Source organism: Streptomyces sp. NBC_00306 (genome assembly GCF_036169555.1).
GTDB classification, from domain to species: Bacteria; Actinomycetota; Actinomycetes; order Streptomycetales; family Streptomycetaceae; genus Streptomyces; species Streptomyces achmelvichensis.
This window is the reverse complement of the sequence record NZ_CP108032.1, coordinates 3,009,907-3,025,249: the sequence shown is the minus strand read 5'-3', so window position 1 is coordinate 3,025,249 and position 15,343 is coordinate 3,009,907. Positions and strand designations below refer to the sequence as shown.

Here is a 15,343-nt window from a genome sequence, read left to right as displayed (position 1 = left end):
GCCCGCGACGGTCAGTTGCCCCCCGGCCGCGCGTTGCCGGGCCCGCCGGACGCCGGCGGCTGGGCGTTCGCGTTCTGCCGCGGCGCGGTGCCCGCGGACTGCCCGGGGGACTGCTGCGACGGCGGTGCCTGCTGCCCGGCACCGGAGCCCTGGCTCGTCCCCCGGCCCGTACCGCCGGAGTGCGAGCCCGAGGAGCCGGTCGCGGACGATCCCGCACCGGAGGCATCCGTACCGGACGAGCCCGTGCCCGCGCCTGCTCCGTACCCCGTCCCCGCTCCGTCGGCGGACGGGGTCGCGCTGCCCGACCGGGCCCGCTCGGAGGGTTCCTGCTTAGGCCTCACCGGGCCGCCCGTGACCCCGTCGCCCTGCACGGGATCCGCGTCCCGCTCCTCCCCGGTCACCTTCTTGGGACCGCCGTCCGGCAGTTCCCCGAGCGCGGCGAGGGCGTCCGTGGCCAGCGGAGCCAGCAGCGGCGAGAAGTGCGGATTGATCCGCAGCGCCTCCGCGAGGTGCCGGCGGGCCGGACCCCACAGACCGAGCTCCCGCTCGATCTCCCCCCGGTGGTAGGAGAACTGCGGGCTGCGCAGGCCCTCGTCCGTCGCCCTCTTCGCGTACGGCAGCGCCTCCTTCGCCCGGCCCGCCTTGAACAGGGCCCAGCCCAGCGCGTCCGCGACCTGGATGCTGCGGTGCTTGCGGTTCCACTCGCCCTCGAGCCGGCGCACGGCGGCCTCGGGGTCGCCGTGGTCCGCCTCGTACAGCGCGAGCACCAGTTCCTGGTTCACGCCGTGCTCGCCGGCCTTCGTGGCCGAGGTGCGCATCAGCTCGTACTGCGACTGGGCGTCCCCGTTCAGCCCGAGCGACTCGTACAACTCGCCCGCCTCCAGGGCGTACTGCGGCAGCGGAAGCTCCTCCAGAGCCGCCTGGTAGTCGCGGAAGGCCTCGTCGGTACGGCCGAGTGCCGCCAGCGCGCGGGCCCGCGACGCCAGGGCCGGGTGGTGGTCCGGCGCGAGTTTCAGGGCACGGTCGTAGGCCTCGACGGCCTCCTGCGGCTCCCCGCGCTCCCAGGCCAGATCGCCCAGCTGCTGGAGGGCGACCGCCTTCTCCGCGCGGTTCGAGGCGCTGCCCACGGCGTCGTACGCGGTGGCTGCCGCGTCCTCGCGCCAGCCGCGGTTGCGGTAGACCCGCGCGGCCAGCCCCAGCGCCTGCGACCCCGTGTGCAGCGACGTGAGGGTGTCCATCGCCTTGATGACTGCCTTGTAGTCGCCGAGGCCGTTGCAGGCCTCGATCAGTGCCGGGTACGCCGTCCACCGCTTCGGCCGCTGCTTGACCGCTCGCTCGGCCAGGGCGCGGGCGGTGACGAAGTCCTGCCGGGCGTTGGCCAGAGTGGCGAGGCCGATGAGGGCCTCGGTGTTGCCCTCCTCCGCCGGCAGCGCCTCCAGAGACCTGTGCAGGGCGCTCTCGGCCTTCGGGAACGCGGTCCAGTCGGCGAGCCGCATGCCCCGCTCCACATACGCGGAGCCGAGCAGTGCCCACGAGTCCCCGTCCCGGGGGTGCGCCTGGAGCCAGCGCTCCCGCTCGGCGATCAGAGCGGTCAGGTCGTCGAGGGCGGCCGGAATGCCCGTCGCCGTGGCGGCCAGCGCCCGGGCGCCGGGGCTGCCGGGTGCCGGGCGGGGGCCCAGCTCGTCGCGGGCGGGAACCAGCACGACGACTCCGGTGACCAGCGTCGCGGCGACCAGGGTGCTGATCGCGGCGGTCTTCAGATGTTCGCTGTTCATGGCGCTCACTGTGCGTCAGCGAGCAGTAAATACGAAGAACACACCCGGCCCTGTGAACCGGAACGCAGACGGGTTCACACCGATGGCCCCTGGTGCGACGCTGGGTCCATGGACGATCTTCTCGAACGGCTGCGTTCCGGCCTGCCCGCCGATGCCCTCATCACCGATCCGGATGTGACGGCGTCGTACGGACACGACATGGCGAGCTTCTGCGAGGCGGGCACACCCGCGGTCGTGGTCCTCCCGCGCACGGTGGAACACGTGCAGCACGTCATGCGCACCGCGACCGAACTGCGTGTCCCGGTCGTTCCCCAGGGCGCCCGCACCGGCCTGTCCGGCGCCGCGAATGCCTCGGACGGGTGCATCGTGCTCTCGCTCACGAAAATGGACCGGATCCTGGAGATCAGTCCGGTCGACCGGATCGCCGTCGTGGAGCCCGGGGTCGTCAACGCCGTGCTCTCCCGCGCGGTCAACGAACACGGGCTCTACTACCCGCCGGACCCCTCCAGCTGGGAGATGTGCACGATCGGGGGGAACATCGGCACCGCGTCCGGCGGACTGTGCTGCGTCAAGTACGGCGTGACCGCGGAGTACGTGCTCGGCCTGGACGTCGTCCTCGCCGACGGCCGGCTGCTGAGCACCGGCCGCCGCACCGCCAAGGGCGTCGCGGGCTACGACCTCACCAGGCTCTTCGTCGGCTCCGAGGGCAGCCTCGGCATCGTTGTCAAAGCGGTGCTGGCCCTCAGGCCGCAGCCGCCCGCCCAGCTGGTGCTGGCGGCGGAGTTCGACTCGGCGGCGGCCGCCTGCGACGCGGTCTGCGCGATCATGGAGCGCGGCCACACCCCGTCGCTGCTGGAGCTCATGGACCGCACGACGCTGCGGGCGGTCAACGCCATGGCGAACATGGGGCTGCCCGAGACGACCGAGGCCCTGCTGCTGGCCGCCTTCGACACCCCGGAGCCGGCCGCCGACCTCGCCGCCGTCGGAGTGCTGTGCAAGGCCGCGGGTGCCACCGAGGTCGTCCCGGCCGACACGGTCGCCGAGTCGGAACTGCTCCTCCAGGCGCGCAGGATGTCGCTCACCGCGCTGGAGACCGTGAAGACGGCGACCATGATCGACGACGTCTGCGTACCGCGCTCGAAGCTCGGCGCGATGCTGGAGGGCACGGCCGGCATCGCGGAGAAGTACGACCTCACCATCGGCGTCTGCGCCCACGCGGGAGACGGCAACACCCACCCCGTCGTCTGCTTCGACCACACCGACGCCGACGAGTCCCGAAGGGCCCGCGAGTCGTTCGACGAGATCATGGCGCTCGGCCTCGAACTCGGCGGCACGATCACCGGCGAGCACGGCGTCGGCGTTCTGAAGAAGGAGTGGCTCGCGCGCGAACTCGGGCCGGTGGGAGTGGAGTTGCAGCGCGGCATCAAGGCCACCTTCGACCCGCTCGGCATCCTCAACCCCGGCAAGCTCTTCTGAGCCCCGGGTCCTCGGTCCAAGGTCTGCCGGGCCGTCGGACCGATGGCCGATGCCCGGCCGTCCCCGTGGTCCTAGCGTGGAGACATCGGCCCGGCGGTCCTGCCGCCGGGCAAGCGCCCAGGAGGAGGCAGCCGTGCCCGCACGCCTCGACCACACCATCGTCCATGCCCGTGACCGCTTCGCCGCCGCCCGCTTTCTCACCGAACTCATCGACGAACCCGAGCCGAAGGCCTTCGGCCCCTTCGCGAGTGTCGCCCTGAGCGGCGGGGTCACGCTCGACTACTACGACCGGAGCGGGGACGCCGAGATCGTCTCCCAGCATCTGGCGTTCCTCGTCTCCGAGGAGGAGTTCGACGCGATCTTCGCGCGGATCACGGAGCGGGAACTGCCGTACTGGGCCGACCCGGCGCACGCCGAGCCGCAGCGGATCAACCACCTGTTCGGTGGCCGCGGGGTGTACATCGACGACCCCGACGGCCACTCCATCGAGTTCATCACCCATACCTACGTCTGATCCCTCTCACGCATGGGCGTCGCCCTCCTGCGACTCGTCCGACGGCCAGGGGCTGCGCAGCCACAGATCGTCGGCCGGGGTGGGCGCCAGCAGCTCGGCGAGACCGTCGTCGATGCCCAGCCGCTCGGACTCGGAGCCCGGGGGAACCACCCGCAGCGTCCGCTCCAGCCAGGCCGACACCACCGTGGCCACCGCCTCCAGCAGCGCGTCGCCGTCCGGTGAGCTGAGCGCCATCAGGACGACGTTTCTGCCGTCGACCTTGGTCGGCCAGACCCGGACATCGCCGTGGCCGCACGGCCGGAACACCCCCTCCACCAGCAGCTCCCGTGCGAAGGTCCACTTGACCGGACTGTCGGAGCCGACGTGGAAAGTGACGTGCACGGCGTACGGATCGTCCGTGCGATAGGTCAGCCGGGCCGGAACGGGGACGCTCCGCTCGGGCGACAGTACGAGTTTCAGCTCCAGTTCGCGTTCCACCACTGAGTGCATGACAGTGCTCTTCCCTTCGGGTACGAGGCCCGTGGGCGGGCCCTGCAAGGGGAGAGCGCGGTCCCCGCCGGCTATGACGCGGGTTCGGGGAACAACTTTCTGTGATCGGAGGGTGACCGGAAAGTGGTCGTTACGCCGGGACCGGCCCGGGGACACTCAAGGGTCTGATAGATGTGGTGCCTTGTATTGAGGCTCTCGAGGAGATACGGGACCACGGTGATGAGCGCCCCCACCCCGGCCACCGGCGACGGAAGTCCGACGCCCGGCTACTACCCGGATCCGTCCATCCCCGGATACGTCCGGTACTGGAACGGCGCTGCCTGGGTGCCCGGCACGAGCCGGCCCGCTCCGAACGCCGGTGAGGCGATGGATCCGGGGCCCGGCCAGGCAGCCCCCGAACAGACCCCGGCAGCCCGGGTCGAGGAGACCGGACCGCACTTCTTCGACGAGGAGCCGTCCGACCAGCCCTCCCGTCCGGAACCCGCGACCGCCTGGGCCGCCGACACCTCCCGGCAGACCGGCTTCGGCGGCGACCGCGACAACCGGGTCTCGTGGGGCGGTCCCCAGGACCCGCGCACCCCGGCCGCCCACGGCGGACCGGCGGCGGGCGTCCCCGCGGACCCGCGGCTTCCGTCCCAGGCCGGCGACCCGACCGGCGGCGCGCTGCCCGGCGTGCGCTCCCTCGGCGGGGACGACGCCGGTGAGTCCCGGACGGACAACACCGCCGCCATCCGTGCCATGCGCTCCCGTCAGGGAGTCGCCGCCGACGCCGGCACCGCCGACCCTTCGGCGCCGCAAGGCCCGCAGGCTCAGCCCCCGGTCGACCACACCGTGACGATCCGCGCCCTGCGGGCCGCCGCCGCGGCCGCGGGACGGACCGACGAGGGTCTCAGCGTCCGGTCCATGACCCCCGGCGCGTCCGCACCCGCTCAGCCGCAGACGCCGCAGACGCCGGACGTGCCGCAGCAGCAGGCACCCGAGCGGGCCGGCCACGCTCCCATGACCGACGGCCCCGGCGGCGGTTCGGCCTCCTGGGCGCAGCAGGTCCACCGACTCGCCCGGGAGACCGACAACGACCCGCCCGTCACCCCCTGGAAGCCGCCGGTCAACGACCCCTTCCTCGCGGCCGCCCAGGCGCAGGCGTCGGCCCGCCCGGCCTCGCTGGGCAAGCGGTTCGCCGCCCGGCTGATCGACACCGTGCTGCTCGGCGCGGTCGTCGGAGCCGTGGCCGTACCGGTCGGCTCGCAGGCGCTCGCGCACATCAACGACAAGATCGACGCGGCGAAGCAGTCCGGTGAGACGGTCACCGTCTGGCTGATCGACGGCACCACCTCCGTCCATCTCGCGATCATCCTGGGCGCCCTGCTGGTGTTCGGGGTGCTGTACGAGGCGTTGCCGACGGCGAAGTGGGGCCGCACGCTGGGCAAGAAGGTCTGCGGTCTGTCGGTCATGGACATCGAGTCCCACGACCCTCCGTCGTTCGGTGCCGCGCTGCGCCGCTGGCTCGTCTACGGCGTGCTCGGCGTCATCGCGGTCGGCGTCGTCAACGTCCTGTGGTGTCTGTTCGACCGGCCCTGGCGGCAGTGCTGGCACGACAAGGCGGCGCACACCTTCGTCACCGGCTGACCCGTCCGGACCGGCGCGCGCGGGGGTCCCCCGAACGGCACGCGAGCCGTTGCGGGCACCCGCTCGGCGCGGTGCACTGCCCCCATGAGCAACGACGCGCCGACGCCGGGCCAGCCGCCCGAGGACGACCCTTTCCTCAAGAAGCCGCAGGACCCCACGCCGCCGTCGGCGGGCGGTCCGCAGGAGCCTCCTCCGGGGCCGCCGCCCGGTTCCGGACAGGGGCCGCCGCCGGGTTCGCCGTACGGCGGGCAGGGTGGTGACCCGTACGGAAGCGGCCGCCCCGGCGCGGGCGATCCCTACGGCGGCGGCGGGCCCGGCGGGCCGTACGGCGGAGGACCGGGCGGTCCCTACGGCGGCGGTCCGGGCGGTCCCTACGGCGGGGTCGATCCCCTTGCCGGGATGCCGCCGCTGGCGGAGTTCGGCCGGCGGTTCCTCGCCCGGGTCATCGACGCGCTGATCGTGTTCATCCCGCTGTTCCTGCTGTCGTTGATCTTCGGCGGCTGGGGCGTCGACGCGAACGGCGACACCTGGGACGACATCGCGGGCGACCTGAACACGGGCAGACAGTGGCTGTGGTCGCTGATCTCCCTGGTCGCCTACGTCGGCTACGACACCCTCATGGTCAAGAGGAACGGCCAGACCGTCGGCAAGAAGCTGATGAAGCTGCGGGTCGCGATGCTCAACGACGGGAGCGTGCCGGACACCGGCTCCTCGCTGCTGCGTGCCGTGGTGCTGTGGGTGCCGGCGCTCGTCTGCTGCTTCTGTATCTGGTGGCTCGTCATCATCATCACGATCCTGACCGACAAGCCCTACAAACAGGGCCTGCACGACAAGGCCGGCAAGACCGTGGTGGTGTCAGCGGCGTAGCGAGTGCTCGCCGACCCTGGCCTCGGCGCCGACGCGGGCGCGGGGCCCGGGCACCCGGTTGGTGAGACCGTCGGCGGAAGCCGCGGCATGTTTCACGCGGGCGGTGCGCGCGGCCTGAGCGGCCCTCGCCGCCTGTGCGGCCCGGCCCATCGGCAGGGCCACCGCGACCAGCAGTCCGAGCGCCATGGACGCAACGCCGATGGCGGCGACGCCGACGGGGTGGGCGGTCCGCGTCAGCAACAGCAGCGCGAGGGTCGAGAAGACGACGGTGGCCGAACCGTAGGCGAGCTGTGCGGCAGTCGGACGCGGCATGACGGTATCCGTCCTCGGGACGTCGGGGGCTGGCTCTCAACGCGGTCGCACTGACAAGGGACTGTACGGCGATGGATGCCCGGCGGGAACGGGTGGTAAGCGTGACCTAACCCACGGTGCTGGTGCATCGGGGGCGCACGGAGTCATTCGATGCATCAAGTGGCCTGATACGTGCGCCCGTTGGCCGGTCTGCGGCTCGTCCGGATAACGGAACTGTGCTCCTGCATAGTGCAGTTGGCCTGTTCAAGTCAAGGTCTGTCTTTTCTCCGGCAACTCCGGTCGAATGTCGTCACTTGTGACGCGTGTACCGCGCCCGGACGACCCCACATGAGTCCGGCTGCGAACGGTAGCGCGGGGGAGGACCAATTCAAGTGACCATCAAGCGACGGACGATCAGAACGTCCGCGGTGCTCGTGGCTCTGGCGGCCACGGCCGCCTCGGCCTCGGCGTTCACCAGCGCACAGGCCGAGGACCAGGGCTCCACGGCGCCCGCGAGCATCGAGCGCCGTGACCCGGCGCCGCAGAAGGACCACGTCGAGCACGACCTCGACGGACCCTTCAGCAAGCAGCAGGAGCAGCAGCGCGAAGCCGCTCTGGAGCAGGTCATATCCGGCGACGCGACCGTGCAGAAGCGCGGTGGCTCCCAGGTCGTCAAGCTCGGCGACAAGAAGTACGTCGAGCTCGGCCGGGAGAAGACGGACAAGATCTTCACGATCCTGGTGGAGTTCGGCGACAAGGTCGACGACACCACGATGTTCGACCCCGACGGTCCGGACGGACCCGAGGCGCCGGTGAAGAAGTACGGCGGAGCGCCCGGCCCCCTGCACAACAAGATAGCCAAGCCCGACCCCAAGCTGGACAACTCCACGGCCTGGCAGGCGGACTACAACCAGAAGCACTTCCAGGACCTCTACTTCGGCACCGGTAAGGACAAGAAGACCGGTCAGCAGAAGGAGTCCCTGAAGACCTACTACGAGAAGACCTCCTCGGGCCGTTACTCGGTCGAGGGCGGCGTCTCCGACTGGGTCAAGGTCGACTACAACGAGGCCCGCTACGGTTCCAACTACTGCGGCGACTCCAACTGCGCCAACGTCTGGGACACGGTCCGCGACGGCGTCACCGCCTGGGTCGCCGACCAGAAGGCCAAGGGCCGTACCGACGCGCAGATCAAGGCGGACCTGTCCGGCTACGACCAGTGGGACCGGTACGACTTCGACAACGACGGCAACTTCAACGAGGCCGACGGCTACATCGACCACTTCCAGATCGTCCACGCCGGTGAGGACGAGTCCGCCGGCGGCGGCGCCCAGGGCCCCGACGCCCTGTGGGCGCACCGCTGGTACGCGTACGGCACCGACGCGGGCAAGACCGGCCCGGCGAACAACCGGTCCGGCGGCACCCAGGTGGGCAACACCGGTATCTGGGTCGGCGACTACACCATGCAGCCGGAGAACGGCGGCCTCGGTGTCTTCGCCCACGAGTACGGTCACGACCTCGGTCTGCCCGACCACTACGACACCTCGGGCAAGGGCGAGAACTCGACCGGCTACTGGACCCTGATGTCGGCGGGCTCCTGGCTCGGCACCGGCAAGGACTCCATCGGCGACCTGCCCGGTGACATGACCGCCTGGGACAAGCTCCAGCTGGGCTGGCTCAACTACACCAAGGGCAAGGCCGCGAAGGCGTCCACCCACAAGCTGGGTGTCTCGGAGTACAACACCAAGCGGCCGCAGGCGCTCGTCGTCGAGCTGCCGAAGAAGGCCGTCACCACCACCGTCGTGAAGCCCGCCGAGGGCTCCAAGCAGTGGTGGAGCGACATGGGTGACGACCTCAAGAACACCCTGTCCCGCCCGGTGGACCTGACCGGCAAGTCCAAGGCCTCCCTGGAGCTTTCGGGCTGGTGGGACATCGAGACCGGCTACGACTACCTCTACGCCGAGGTGTCGACGGACGGCGGCGCCAACTGGACGCCGGTGGACGGCACCGCCGACGGCAAGGCCGTTCCGCGCGACGCGGGCGACAAGCCGGCGCTGACCGGCACCTCCGGCGCGTACAAGAAGCTCGTGTACCCGCTCGACGCGTACGCCGGCAAGAAGATCGACGTCCGCTTCCGCTACCAGACGGACGGCGGCGCGGGCGGCAAGGGCTTCGCGGCCGACGCGATCACGGTCACGGCGGACGGTACGGCGCTGTTCACGGACAACGCCGAGGGCGACGACGCGGGCTGGACCTCGAAGGGCTTCTCCCGCATCGCCGAGTCCTTCACCAAGCAGTACGAGCAGTACTACCTGGCCGAGAACCGCCAGTACGTGTCGTACGACAAGACCCTCAAGGTCGGCCCGTACAACTTCGGCTTCAAGGCTCCGAAGGACGGGTGGGTCGAGCACTACCCGTACCAGAACGGCCTGCTGATCTGGCTGTGGGACACCTCCCAGAAGGACAACAACACCAGCGCCCACCCGGGCCAGGGTCTCGTCCTGCCGATCGACGCGCACGCCAAGCCGCTGAAGTGGGCCAACGGCACGCTGATGCGGAACAAGATCCAGACGTTCGACTCGACGTTCAGCCTGCGTCCGACCGACGCGTTCACGCTGCACAACGCCGATGTCGCCCAGCGGATCAAGGCGCAGAAGGGCACCTCGGTGTTCGACGACCGCAAGGGCGTCTACTGGTACGCCGAGAACCCGACGGCGGGTGTCAAGGTAACTGACACCAACACCAAGATCTCCATCGTGAGTGAGCCCAAGAGCGGTGAGTCGATCACCGTGAAGGTTGGTCCGTCGACCAAGTAAAAGGTATAACCGCAGGTCAAACCATGATCGGCCGTCGCCCTCTAGCGGGCGGCGGCCGATCGTGTTTAGGTGCGTCCTACCGGATCCTTATTGACACGCCATCTCACGGGGGAGTGGTTCCGCATGCCTGGCGGAGGTTTCAGCAAGTTGCCCAACGGCAGCGTGGTCGTCGCGCTCAGCCTGCCGAGCCCGCTCGGCGACGGGAGCACGGCCCGCTTCCTGGTCCTCGCGAGGAACCGGGCGCGGGCGCTGACGCGACTGCGGAACCTGGGGCTGCGGGCGGTCTATCTGCGAGGCAACGTCGAGCCGCCGACACCGGACGAGATCACCGCCGTACTGCACCATCCGGACGGCCTGCTGTGGCGCGGCCAGCCGGGGGCGACCCAGGAGCTCTGGCACCCGATACGGGCGCTGCTCCAGGACGCGCGAGTGCGGGAGGGCTAGAGCGGCGCCCCACCGGGTCGCCCGGCCCCGCCCCGGGCCCGTGTGGGGCTCCGGGCCGACGGGGCGAGGGCGGGACCACCGGGGGACCGGCCGGGCGTCAGACGACCGGCTTGCCGGACAGCTCCACGCCCGCGCCCCGCAGCTCCTCCAGAGCCCGCTCCGTCGACTCCTTCGCCACTCCCGCCGTCAGGTCCAGCAGCACCTGCGTCGTGAAGCCCTCACGGGCCGCGTCCAGCGCCGTCGCCCGGACGCAGTGGTCCGTCGCGATGCCGACCACGTCGACCTCCGTCACCTCACGCGCCCGCAGCCACTGCGCGAGCGTCGTGCCGTTCTCGTCCGTGCCCTCGAAGCCGCTGTACGCGGCCGCGTACGCGCCCTTGTCGAAGACGGTGTCGACCGCGCCCGACGCCACCGCCGGAGCGAAGTTCGGGTGGAAGCCCACGCCCTCCGTGCCCGCCACGCAGTGGGGCGGCCAGCTGTGGGAGAAGTCGGGGTGGTCGGAGAAGTGGTCGCCGGGCTCGATGTGGTGGTCGCGGGTGGCGACCACGTGCTGATAGCCGGCGGGGGCGGCGGCCTCGCCGATCAGGTCTGTGATGGCGGCGGCGACCTCGGCGCCCCCCGTCACCGCGAGGCTGCCGCCTTCGCAGAAGTCGTTCTGGACGTCCACGACGATCAGTGCGCGGTGCATGGCGGGGGTCCTTAGGGGTCCGGGGAATGGCGGCGGGGGCATGCGAGCGGCGATATCGAGCCTAGAGACTCGGGCGGCTCAGCGGGAGAGGGCTTCACGCTGCGTTCATACGTACTCCGTCGGCAGGACAGGCTCTCCCTTGGACAGCTGGATCGCCGACATCGGCAGCCCGGACCGCGCCGCCCGGTGCCGGTCCCGTGCCGTGTCGAGCGGCTCGCGGCCCACCACGGTGCCGCCCTTGACCAGCTCCACCTGGAGCTGGTGGTCGGCGAGTTCGGCCGGCACCGGACCGACTCCGATGACCTCCGCCTCCGCCACCCCCTCGGCGTCCAGCCGGCGCGCGGCCCACTTGCGCCCGCCCCGCGAGGACTTCGCACCCATCGACTTCTTCGCCACGGGCTGGAGCGGGGCCTGCGGGTCGGCCGACTGGGCACGGGCGACGATCTTGTAGACCATCGAGCAGGTGGGGTGCCCACTGCCGGTGACCAGCTGCGTGCCCACGCCGTAGGCGTCCACGGGCGCGGCGGCCAGCGAGGCGATCGCGTACTCGTCGAGGTCGGAGGTGACCACGATCCTGGTGTCGCGTGCGCCCAGCTCGTCGAGCTGCTGGCGCACCCGGTGCGCGACGAGCAGCAGGTCGCCGGAGTCGATACGGACGGCGCCCAGTTCCGGCCCGGCGATCTCCACGGCGGTACGCACGGCCTCCGCCACGTCGTAGGTGTCGACGAGCAGCGTCGTCCCTCGTCCGAGTGAGTCGACCTGGGCCTGGAAGGCGTCGCGCTCGCTGTCGTGGAGCAGGGTGAAGGCGTGCGCGCTGGTGCCCACCGTCGGGATCGCGTAGCGGAAGCCGGCGGCCAGGTCGGAGGTGGAGTCGAAACCGCCCACGTACGCGGCGCGCGCCGAGGCCACCGCGGCGAGCTCGTGCGTACGCCGCGCGCCCATCTCGATGAGCCCCCGCCCGATCGCCGCCGACGACATCCGGGAGGCCGCCGCGGCGATCGCCGAGTCGTGGTTGAGGATCGAGAGGATCACGGTCTCCAGCACGACGCACTCGGCGAAGGAGCCCTCCACCCGCAGGATCGGCGAACCCGGGAAGTACACCTCGCCCTCGGGGTAGCCCCAGATGTCGCCGGTGAAGCGGTACGAGGCGAGCCATTCGAGCGTCGGCTCGTCGACGATCCGCTGCTCGCGCAGAAAGCCGAGCAACCCGGCGTCGAAGCGGAAGTTCTCCACGGCGTCGAGCACCCGGCCGGTGCCCGCGACCACGCCGTAGCGCCGCCCCTCGGGCAGTCTGCGGGTGAAGGCCTCGAAGACCGAGCGGCGCCCCGCCGTACCGGACCGGAGCGCGGCCTGCAGCATCGTGAGCTCGTACTGGTCCGTGAAGAGCGCTGTCGAGGGCACATCCACCGGCAGGCCAAGGTCCGCATGGTTCACGACGGTCAACCTCACACTTCTTGTCCGGGCTGCCGGTCGGACCGACCGGGTGCCGGGGGTCGCCCCCCGGGTGACGCAGCCATGACGTGAGCGTAGCGCACATCTCGTCAGAGTGACGAGATGTGAGGCCCGTTTGTGCGATGGACCCCTGCGGGTGGCAGCATGGACCGGGTGAGTGTTGCTCCTACAGAGATCGAACGCCCCGAATCGGCGGAGGAGACCTTCGCCGTTCCCGAGCCGGATGTGCCCTGGGTGACGCTGGTCCACAACGACCCGGTCAATCTGATGAGCTACGTCACCTATGTCTTCCAGGCCTATTTCGGCTATTCCAAGGACAAGGCGCACAAGCTGATGCTCGACGTGCACCACAAGGGACGGGCCGTGGTCTCCAGCGGCAGCCGCGAGGAGATGGAACGCGACGTGCAGGCGATGCACGGATACGGGCTGTGGGCGACGCTCTCCCAGGACCGCAACTGATGGCGGGCCACTTCGAGCCGATCCCCGGCGGCGGCGCGGCCGTCCCGCTCGACGAGGTCGAGATCTCCATCCTGCGCTCCCTCGCCGTCCAGATGCTGGAGCTGATCGGCCCCGGCGACGAGCCGGTCGAGGGCGAGGACCCGCTCGCCGCGATGTTCGCCGAAGGGCCGAGCGAACCGCCCGCCGACCCGGCGCTCGCCCGGCTGTTCCCCGACGGCTACACCGGACCGGACGCGGACGAGCAGGACGAGGAACTGCGCGCCGCCTCCGCCGAGTTCAGGCGCTTCACCGAGAACGACCTGCGCTCCCGCAAACGGGACGACGCACTCTGTGTCGTCCGCTGCCTCGACGCGCTCAGCGCCGGCGGCGAAGGCGGAGCCGTCCTGAAGCTCGGGCCGGACGACTGCGCGCGCTGGCTCGGGGCACTCAATGATCTGCGCCTGACCATCGGCACCCGTCTCGAGGTCGGCGACGAGGACGAGAACAACGAGCTCTACCGGCTGCCGGACGACGATCCGCGCAAGCCGATGGTCATGGCGTACCTCTGGCTCGGGGTGCTCCAGGAGACGCTCGTCGAGACACTGATGCACTGAGGTCGGCGCGCCGGAGCCACGGCTTCGGCGCCCGGCCCGCGCGCGTCCCGGCCCGCGTTTCCAGGACCGCTTTCTGTCATGCTCCCGCCGGATTCCATTCGCTCAACGGACACTCAAATCCGGATAACGATCGTGTCACCAAGCCTTCGTGCTTTGCGATTTCGGGGGAGTTTTGTCCCCTTCTTCCTGTGCCGTGCGCCACACTCGCTGCGACCGATCAACGTTGCAGTCGTGATAAATCTTCCGGACCGCCGGGGGCGCCACCCATGTTCCCGGGGGCGCTGGGGCCGGCAGATCGCCGGTAGCACTCCATCCACATCCGGGGGGATCAGGACCTGATCCGCAGCCGCGCGACGCAGCGGGCGCGGTCAGCATGGAGAAAGGGCGCATCACCATGACCTCGGTGCAGGTCGACAAGAAGCACGGCGGCGACGATGCCGCCGACCAGGGCTACCAGCGAGGACTGGGTGCTCGTCAGATCCAGATGATCGCGATCGGCGGAGCCATCGGCACCGGCCTCTTCCTGGGCGCCGGCAAGGCCATTTCCAAGGCCGGACCGAGCCTCATCCTGGCCTACGCGATCGCCGGCCTGGTCATCTTCTTCATCATGCGGGCGCTGGGCGAACTGCTCATGTACCGCCCCGTCTCGGGCTCGTTCGCCGAGTACGCACGCGAATTCGTGGGCCCCTTCGCGGGCTTCGTGACCGGCTGGACGTACTGGCTCTTCTGGGTCGTCACCGGCATCACGGAAGTCACCGCGGCAGCCACGTACATGACGTACTGGTGGGACATCCCGCAATGGCTCTCCGCACTGGTCTTCACGATCATCCTGTACGGCGCGAACCTGATCTCCGTGAAGCTCTTCGGTGAGCTGGAGTTCTGGTTCTCCATGGTCAAGGTGACCGCCATCATCGGCATGATCCTGATCTGCGCCGGTGTGCTGACGATCGGCTTCTCCGACGCCGGCGACACGGCCTCCATGACGCACCTGTGGTCCGAGGGCGGGTTCTTCCCCAAGGGCATCGGCGGCACGCTGATGACGCTGCAGATCGTGATGTTCGCCTTCCTCGCGGTCGAACTGGTCGGCGTCACCGCCGGCGAGTCCAAGGACCCGGAGAAGACCCTCCCCAAGGCGATCAACACCGTCCCGTGGCGTATCGGCGTCTTCTACGTCGGCGCGCTGATCATGATCCTCTCGGTCGTGCCGTGGACCGCGTTCGAGCCGGGCGTCTCGCCCTTCGTCGCCGCGTTCGAGCGGATGGGCCTCGGCGTCGGCGCCGCGATCGTCAACTTCGTGGTCCTGACCGCGGCCCTGTCCTCCTGCAACTCGGGCATGTACTCCACCGGCCGGATGCTGCGCGACCTCGCGCTCAACGGCCAGGGCCCGGCGTTCTTCACACGGCTGACCAAGAGCGGCATCCCGCTGGCCGGAACCACCTTCTCCGCCGCGCTGATGCTGGTCGGCGTCTGGATCAACTACCAGTGGCCCGGCGACGCCTTCAACTACGTCGTCTCCTTCGCCACCATCTCCGGCATGTGGGCCTGGATCATGATCCTGGTCAGCCAGATCCGCTACCGCGCCAAGGCCGACCGCGGCGAACTGCCGCAGTCCACCTTCAAGGCGCCCGGCGCCCCCTGGACCAGCTGGTTCGCCCTCGCCTTCATCGGCATGGTCATCGTGATGATGGGTGTCGACAAGGACGCGCGGATCTCGCTGTACTGCGCGCCGCTGTGGGCGCTGATCCTGGGCGTCTCCTACCTGGTGCTGAAGGGGCGCAACCCCGAGGGGGCGGCGTTCGTGAAGCGTGACGCGACGAAGAAGGACGTGGAGCGCTAGAGGCTCCGCAGGGAACGGC

The 15,343-nt window shown here is 70.3% G+C and carries 14 protein-coding genes; 9 read left to right on the top strand and 5 right to left on the bottom strand.

Features of this window, described 5'->3' with window-relative positions:
* Positions 1-11: 11 nt before the first annotated feature.
* Positions 12-1,775 carry a tetratricopeptide repeat protein gene (locus tag OHA05_RS13340; protein WP_328860682.1) on the bottom strand — a complete coding sequence of 588 codons (1,764 nt, stop codon included), beginning with the start codon at positions 1,773-1,775 and terminating at the stop codon, positions 12-14.
* Between the two features lie 108 nt (positions 1,776-1,883).
* Here OHA05_RS13340 and OHA05_RS13335 point away from each other — a divergent pair, with 108 nt between their 5' ends.
* Positions 1,884-3,251 (top strand): FAD-binding oxidoreductase, encoded by a 1,368-nt coding sequence (locus OHA05_RS13335; RefSeq protein WP_328860681.1) that lies wholly within the window; start codon positions 1,884-1,886, stop codon positions 3,249-3,251.
* 133 nt (positions 3,252-3,384) lie between these two features.
* Positions 3,385-3,765 (top strand): VOC family protein, encoded by a 381-nt coding sequence (locus OHA05_RS13330; protein ID WP_313946094.1) that lies wholly within the window; start codon positions 3,385-3,387, stop codon positions 3,763-3,765.
* A 6-nt stretch (positions 3,766-3,771) separates the two neighbouring features.
* Here the strand turns inward: OHA05_RS13330 and OHA05_RS13325 are convergent, their stop codons facing one another.
* Positions 3,772-4,254, bottom strand: a complete 483-nt coding sequence (locus tag OHA05_RS13325) for an SsgA family sporulation/cell division regulator (RefSeq protein ID WP_327683817.1) — start codon at positions 4,252-4,254, stop codon at positions 3,772-3,774.
* 219 nt (positions 4,255-4,473) lie between these two features.
* On the opposite strand from OHA05_RS13325, the gene OHA05_RS13320 reads away from it, so the two are divergent.
* Together OHA05_RS13320 and OHA05_RS13315 are read left to right on the top strand one after the other, a co-directional pair.
* Entirely contained in the window at positions 4,474-5,880 is a 1,407-nt protein-coding gene (locus tag OHA05_RS13320) for an RDD family protein (protein WP_328860680.1), read from the top strand.
* Between the two features lie 84 nt (positions 5,881-5,964).
* Positions 5,965-6,747, top strand: coding sequence for an RDD family protein (locus OHA05_RS13315; protein WP_328860679.1), 783 nt, complete (start codon positions 5,965-5,967; stop codon positions 6,745-6,747).
* Here OHA05_RS13315 and OHA05_RS13310 read toward each other — a convergent pair.
* Entirely contained in the window at positions 6,736-7,059 is a 324-nt protein-coding gene (locus OHA05_RS13310) for a hypothetical protein (RefSeq protein WP_313946098.1), read from the bottom strand. The genes OHA05_RS13315 and OHA05_RS13310 overlap by 12 nt on opposite strands.
* Before the next feature lie 371 nt (positions 7,060-7,430).
* Between OHA05_RS13310 and OHA05_RS13305 the strand changes: the two genes are divergently transcribed.
* On the top strand, positions 7,431-9,851 hold the full coding sequence (locus tag OHA05_RS13305) for an immune inhibitor A domain-containing protein (RefSeq protein ID WP_328860678.1): 2,421 nt from the start codon (positions 7,431-7,433) through the stop codon (positions 9,849-9,851).
* 123 nt (positions 9,852-9,974) lie between these two features.
* Positions 9,975-10,295, top strand: coding sequence for a hypothetical protein (locus tag OHA05_RS13300; protein ID WP_313946100.1), 321 nt, complete (start codon positions 9,975-9,977; stop codon positions 10,293-10,295).
* A 97-nt stretch (positions 10,296-10,392) separates the two neighbouring features.
* Here OHA05_RS13300 and OHA05_RS13295 read toward each other — a convergent pair whose 3' ends face one another.
* Positions 10,393-10,983 (bottom strand): nicotinamidase, encoded by a 591-nt coding sequence (locus tag OHA05_RS13295; RefSeq protein ID WP_313946101.1) that lies wholly within the window; start codon positions 10,981-10,983, stop codon positions 10,393-10,395.
* Positions 10,984-11,088: 105 nt separating this feature from the next.
* Positions 11,089-12,417, bottom strand: a complete 1,329-nt coding sequence (locus OHA05_RS13290) for a nicotinate phosphoribosyltransferase (protein ID WP_313946102.1) — start codon at positions 12,415-12,417, stop codon at positions 11,089-11,091.
* A 162-nt stretch (positions 12,418-12,579) separates the two neighbouring features.
* Between OHA05_RS13290 and clpS the strand changes: the two genes are divergently transcribed.
* The 3 genes from clpS (at position 12,580) to OHA05_RS13275 (ending at position 15,324) form a co-directional block, all read left to right on the top strand.
* A complete protein-coding gene (gene clpS, locus OHA05_RS13285; RefSeq protein ID WP_313946103.1) occupies positions 12,580-12,894 on the top strand; it encodes an ATP-dependent Clp protease adapter ClpS in 315 nt (104 codons plus the stop codon).
* Positions 12,894-13,487, top strand: a complete 594-nt coding sequence (locus tag OHA05_RS13280; protein WP_313946104.1) for a DUF2017 domain-containing protein — start codon at positions 12,894-12,896, stop codon at positions 13,485-13,487. Before clpS ends, OHA05_RS13280 begins: the two co-directional genes overlap by 1 nt.
* 394 nt (positions 13,488-13,881) lie before the next feature.
* Positions 13,882-15,324: an amino acid permease gene (locus OHA05_RS13275; RefSeq protein WP_313946105.1), complete on the top strand. Its 1,443-nt coding sequence runs from the start codon at positions 13,882-13,884 to the stop codon at positions 15,322-15,324.
* Positions 15,325-15,343 lie beyond the last annotated feature (19 nt).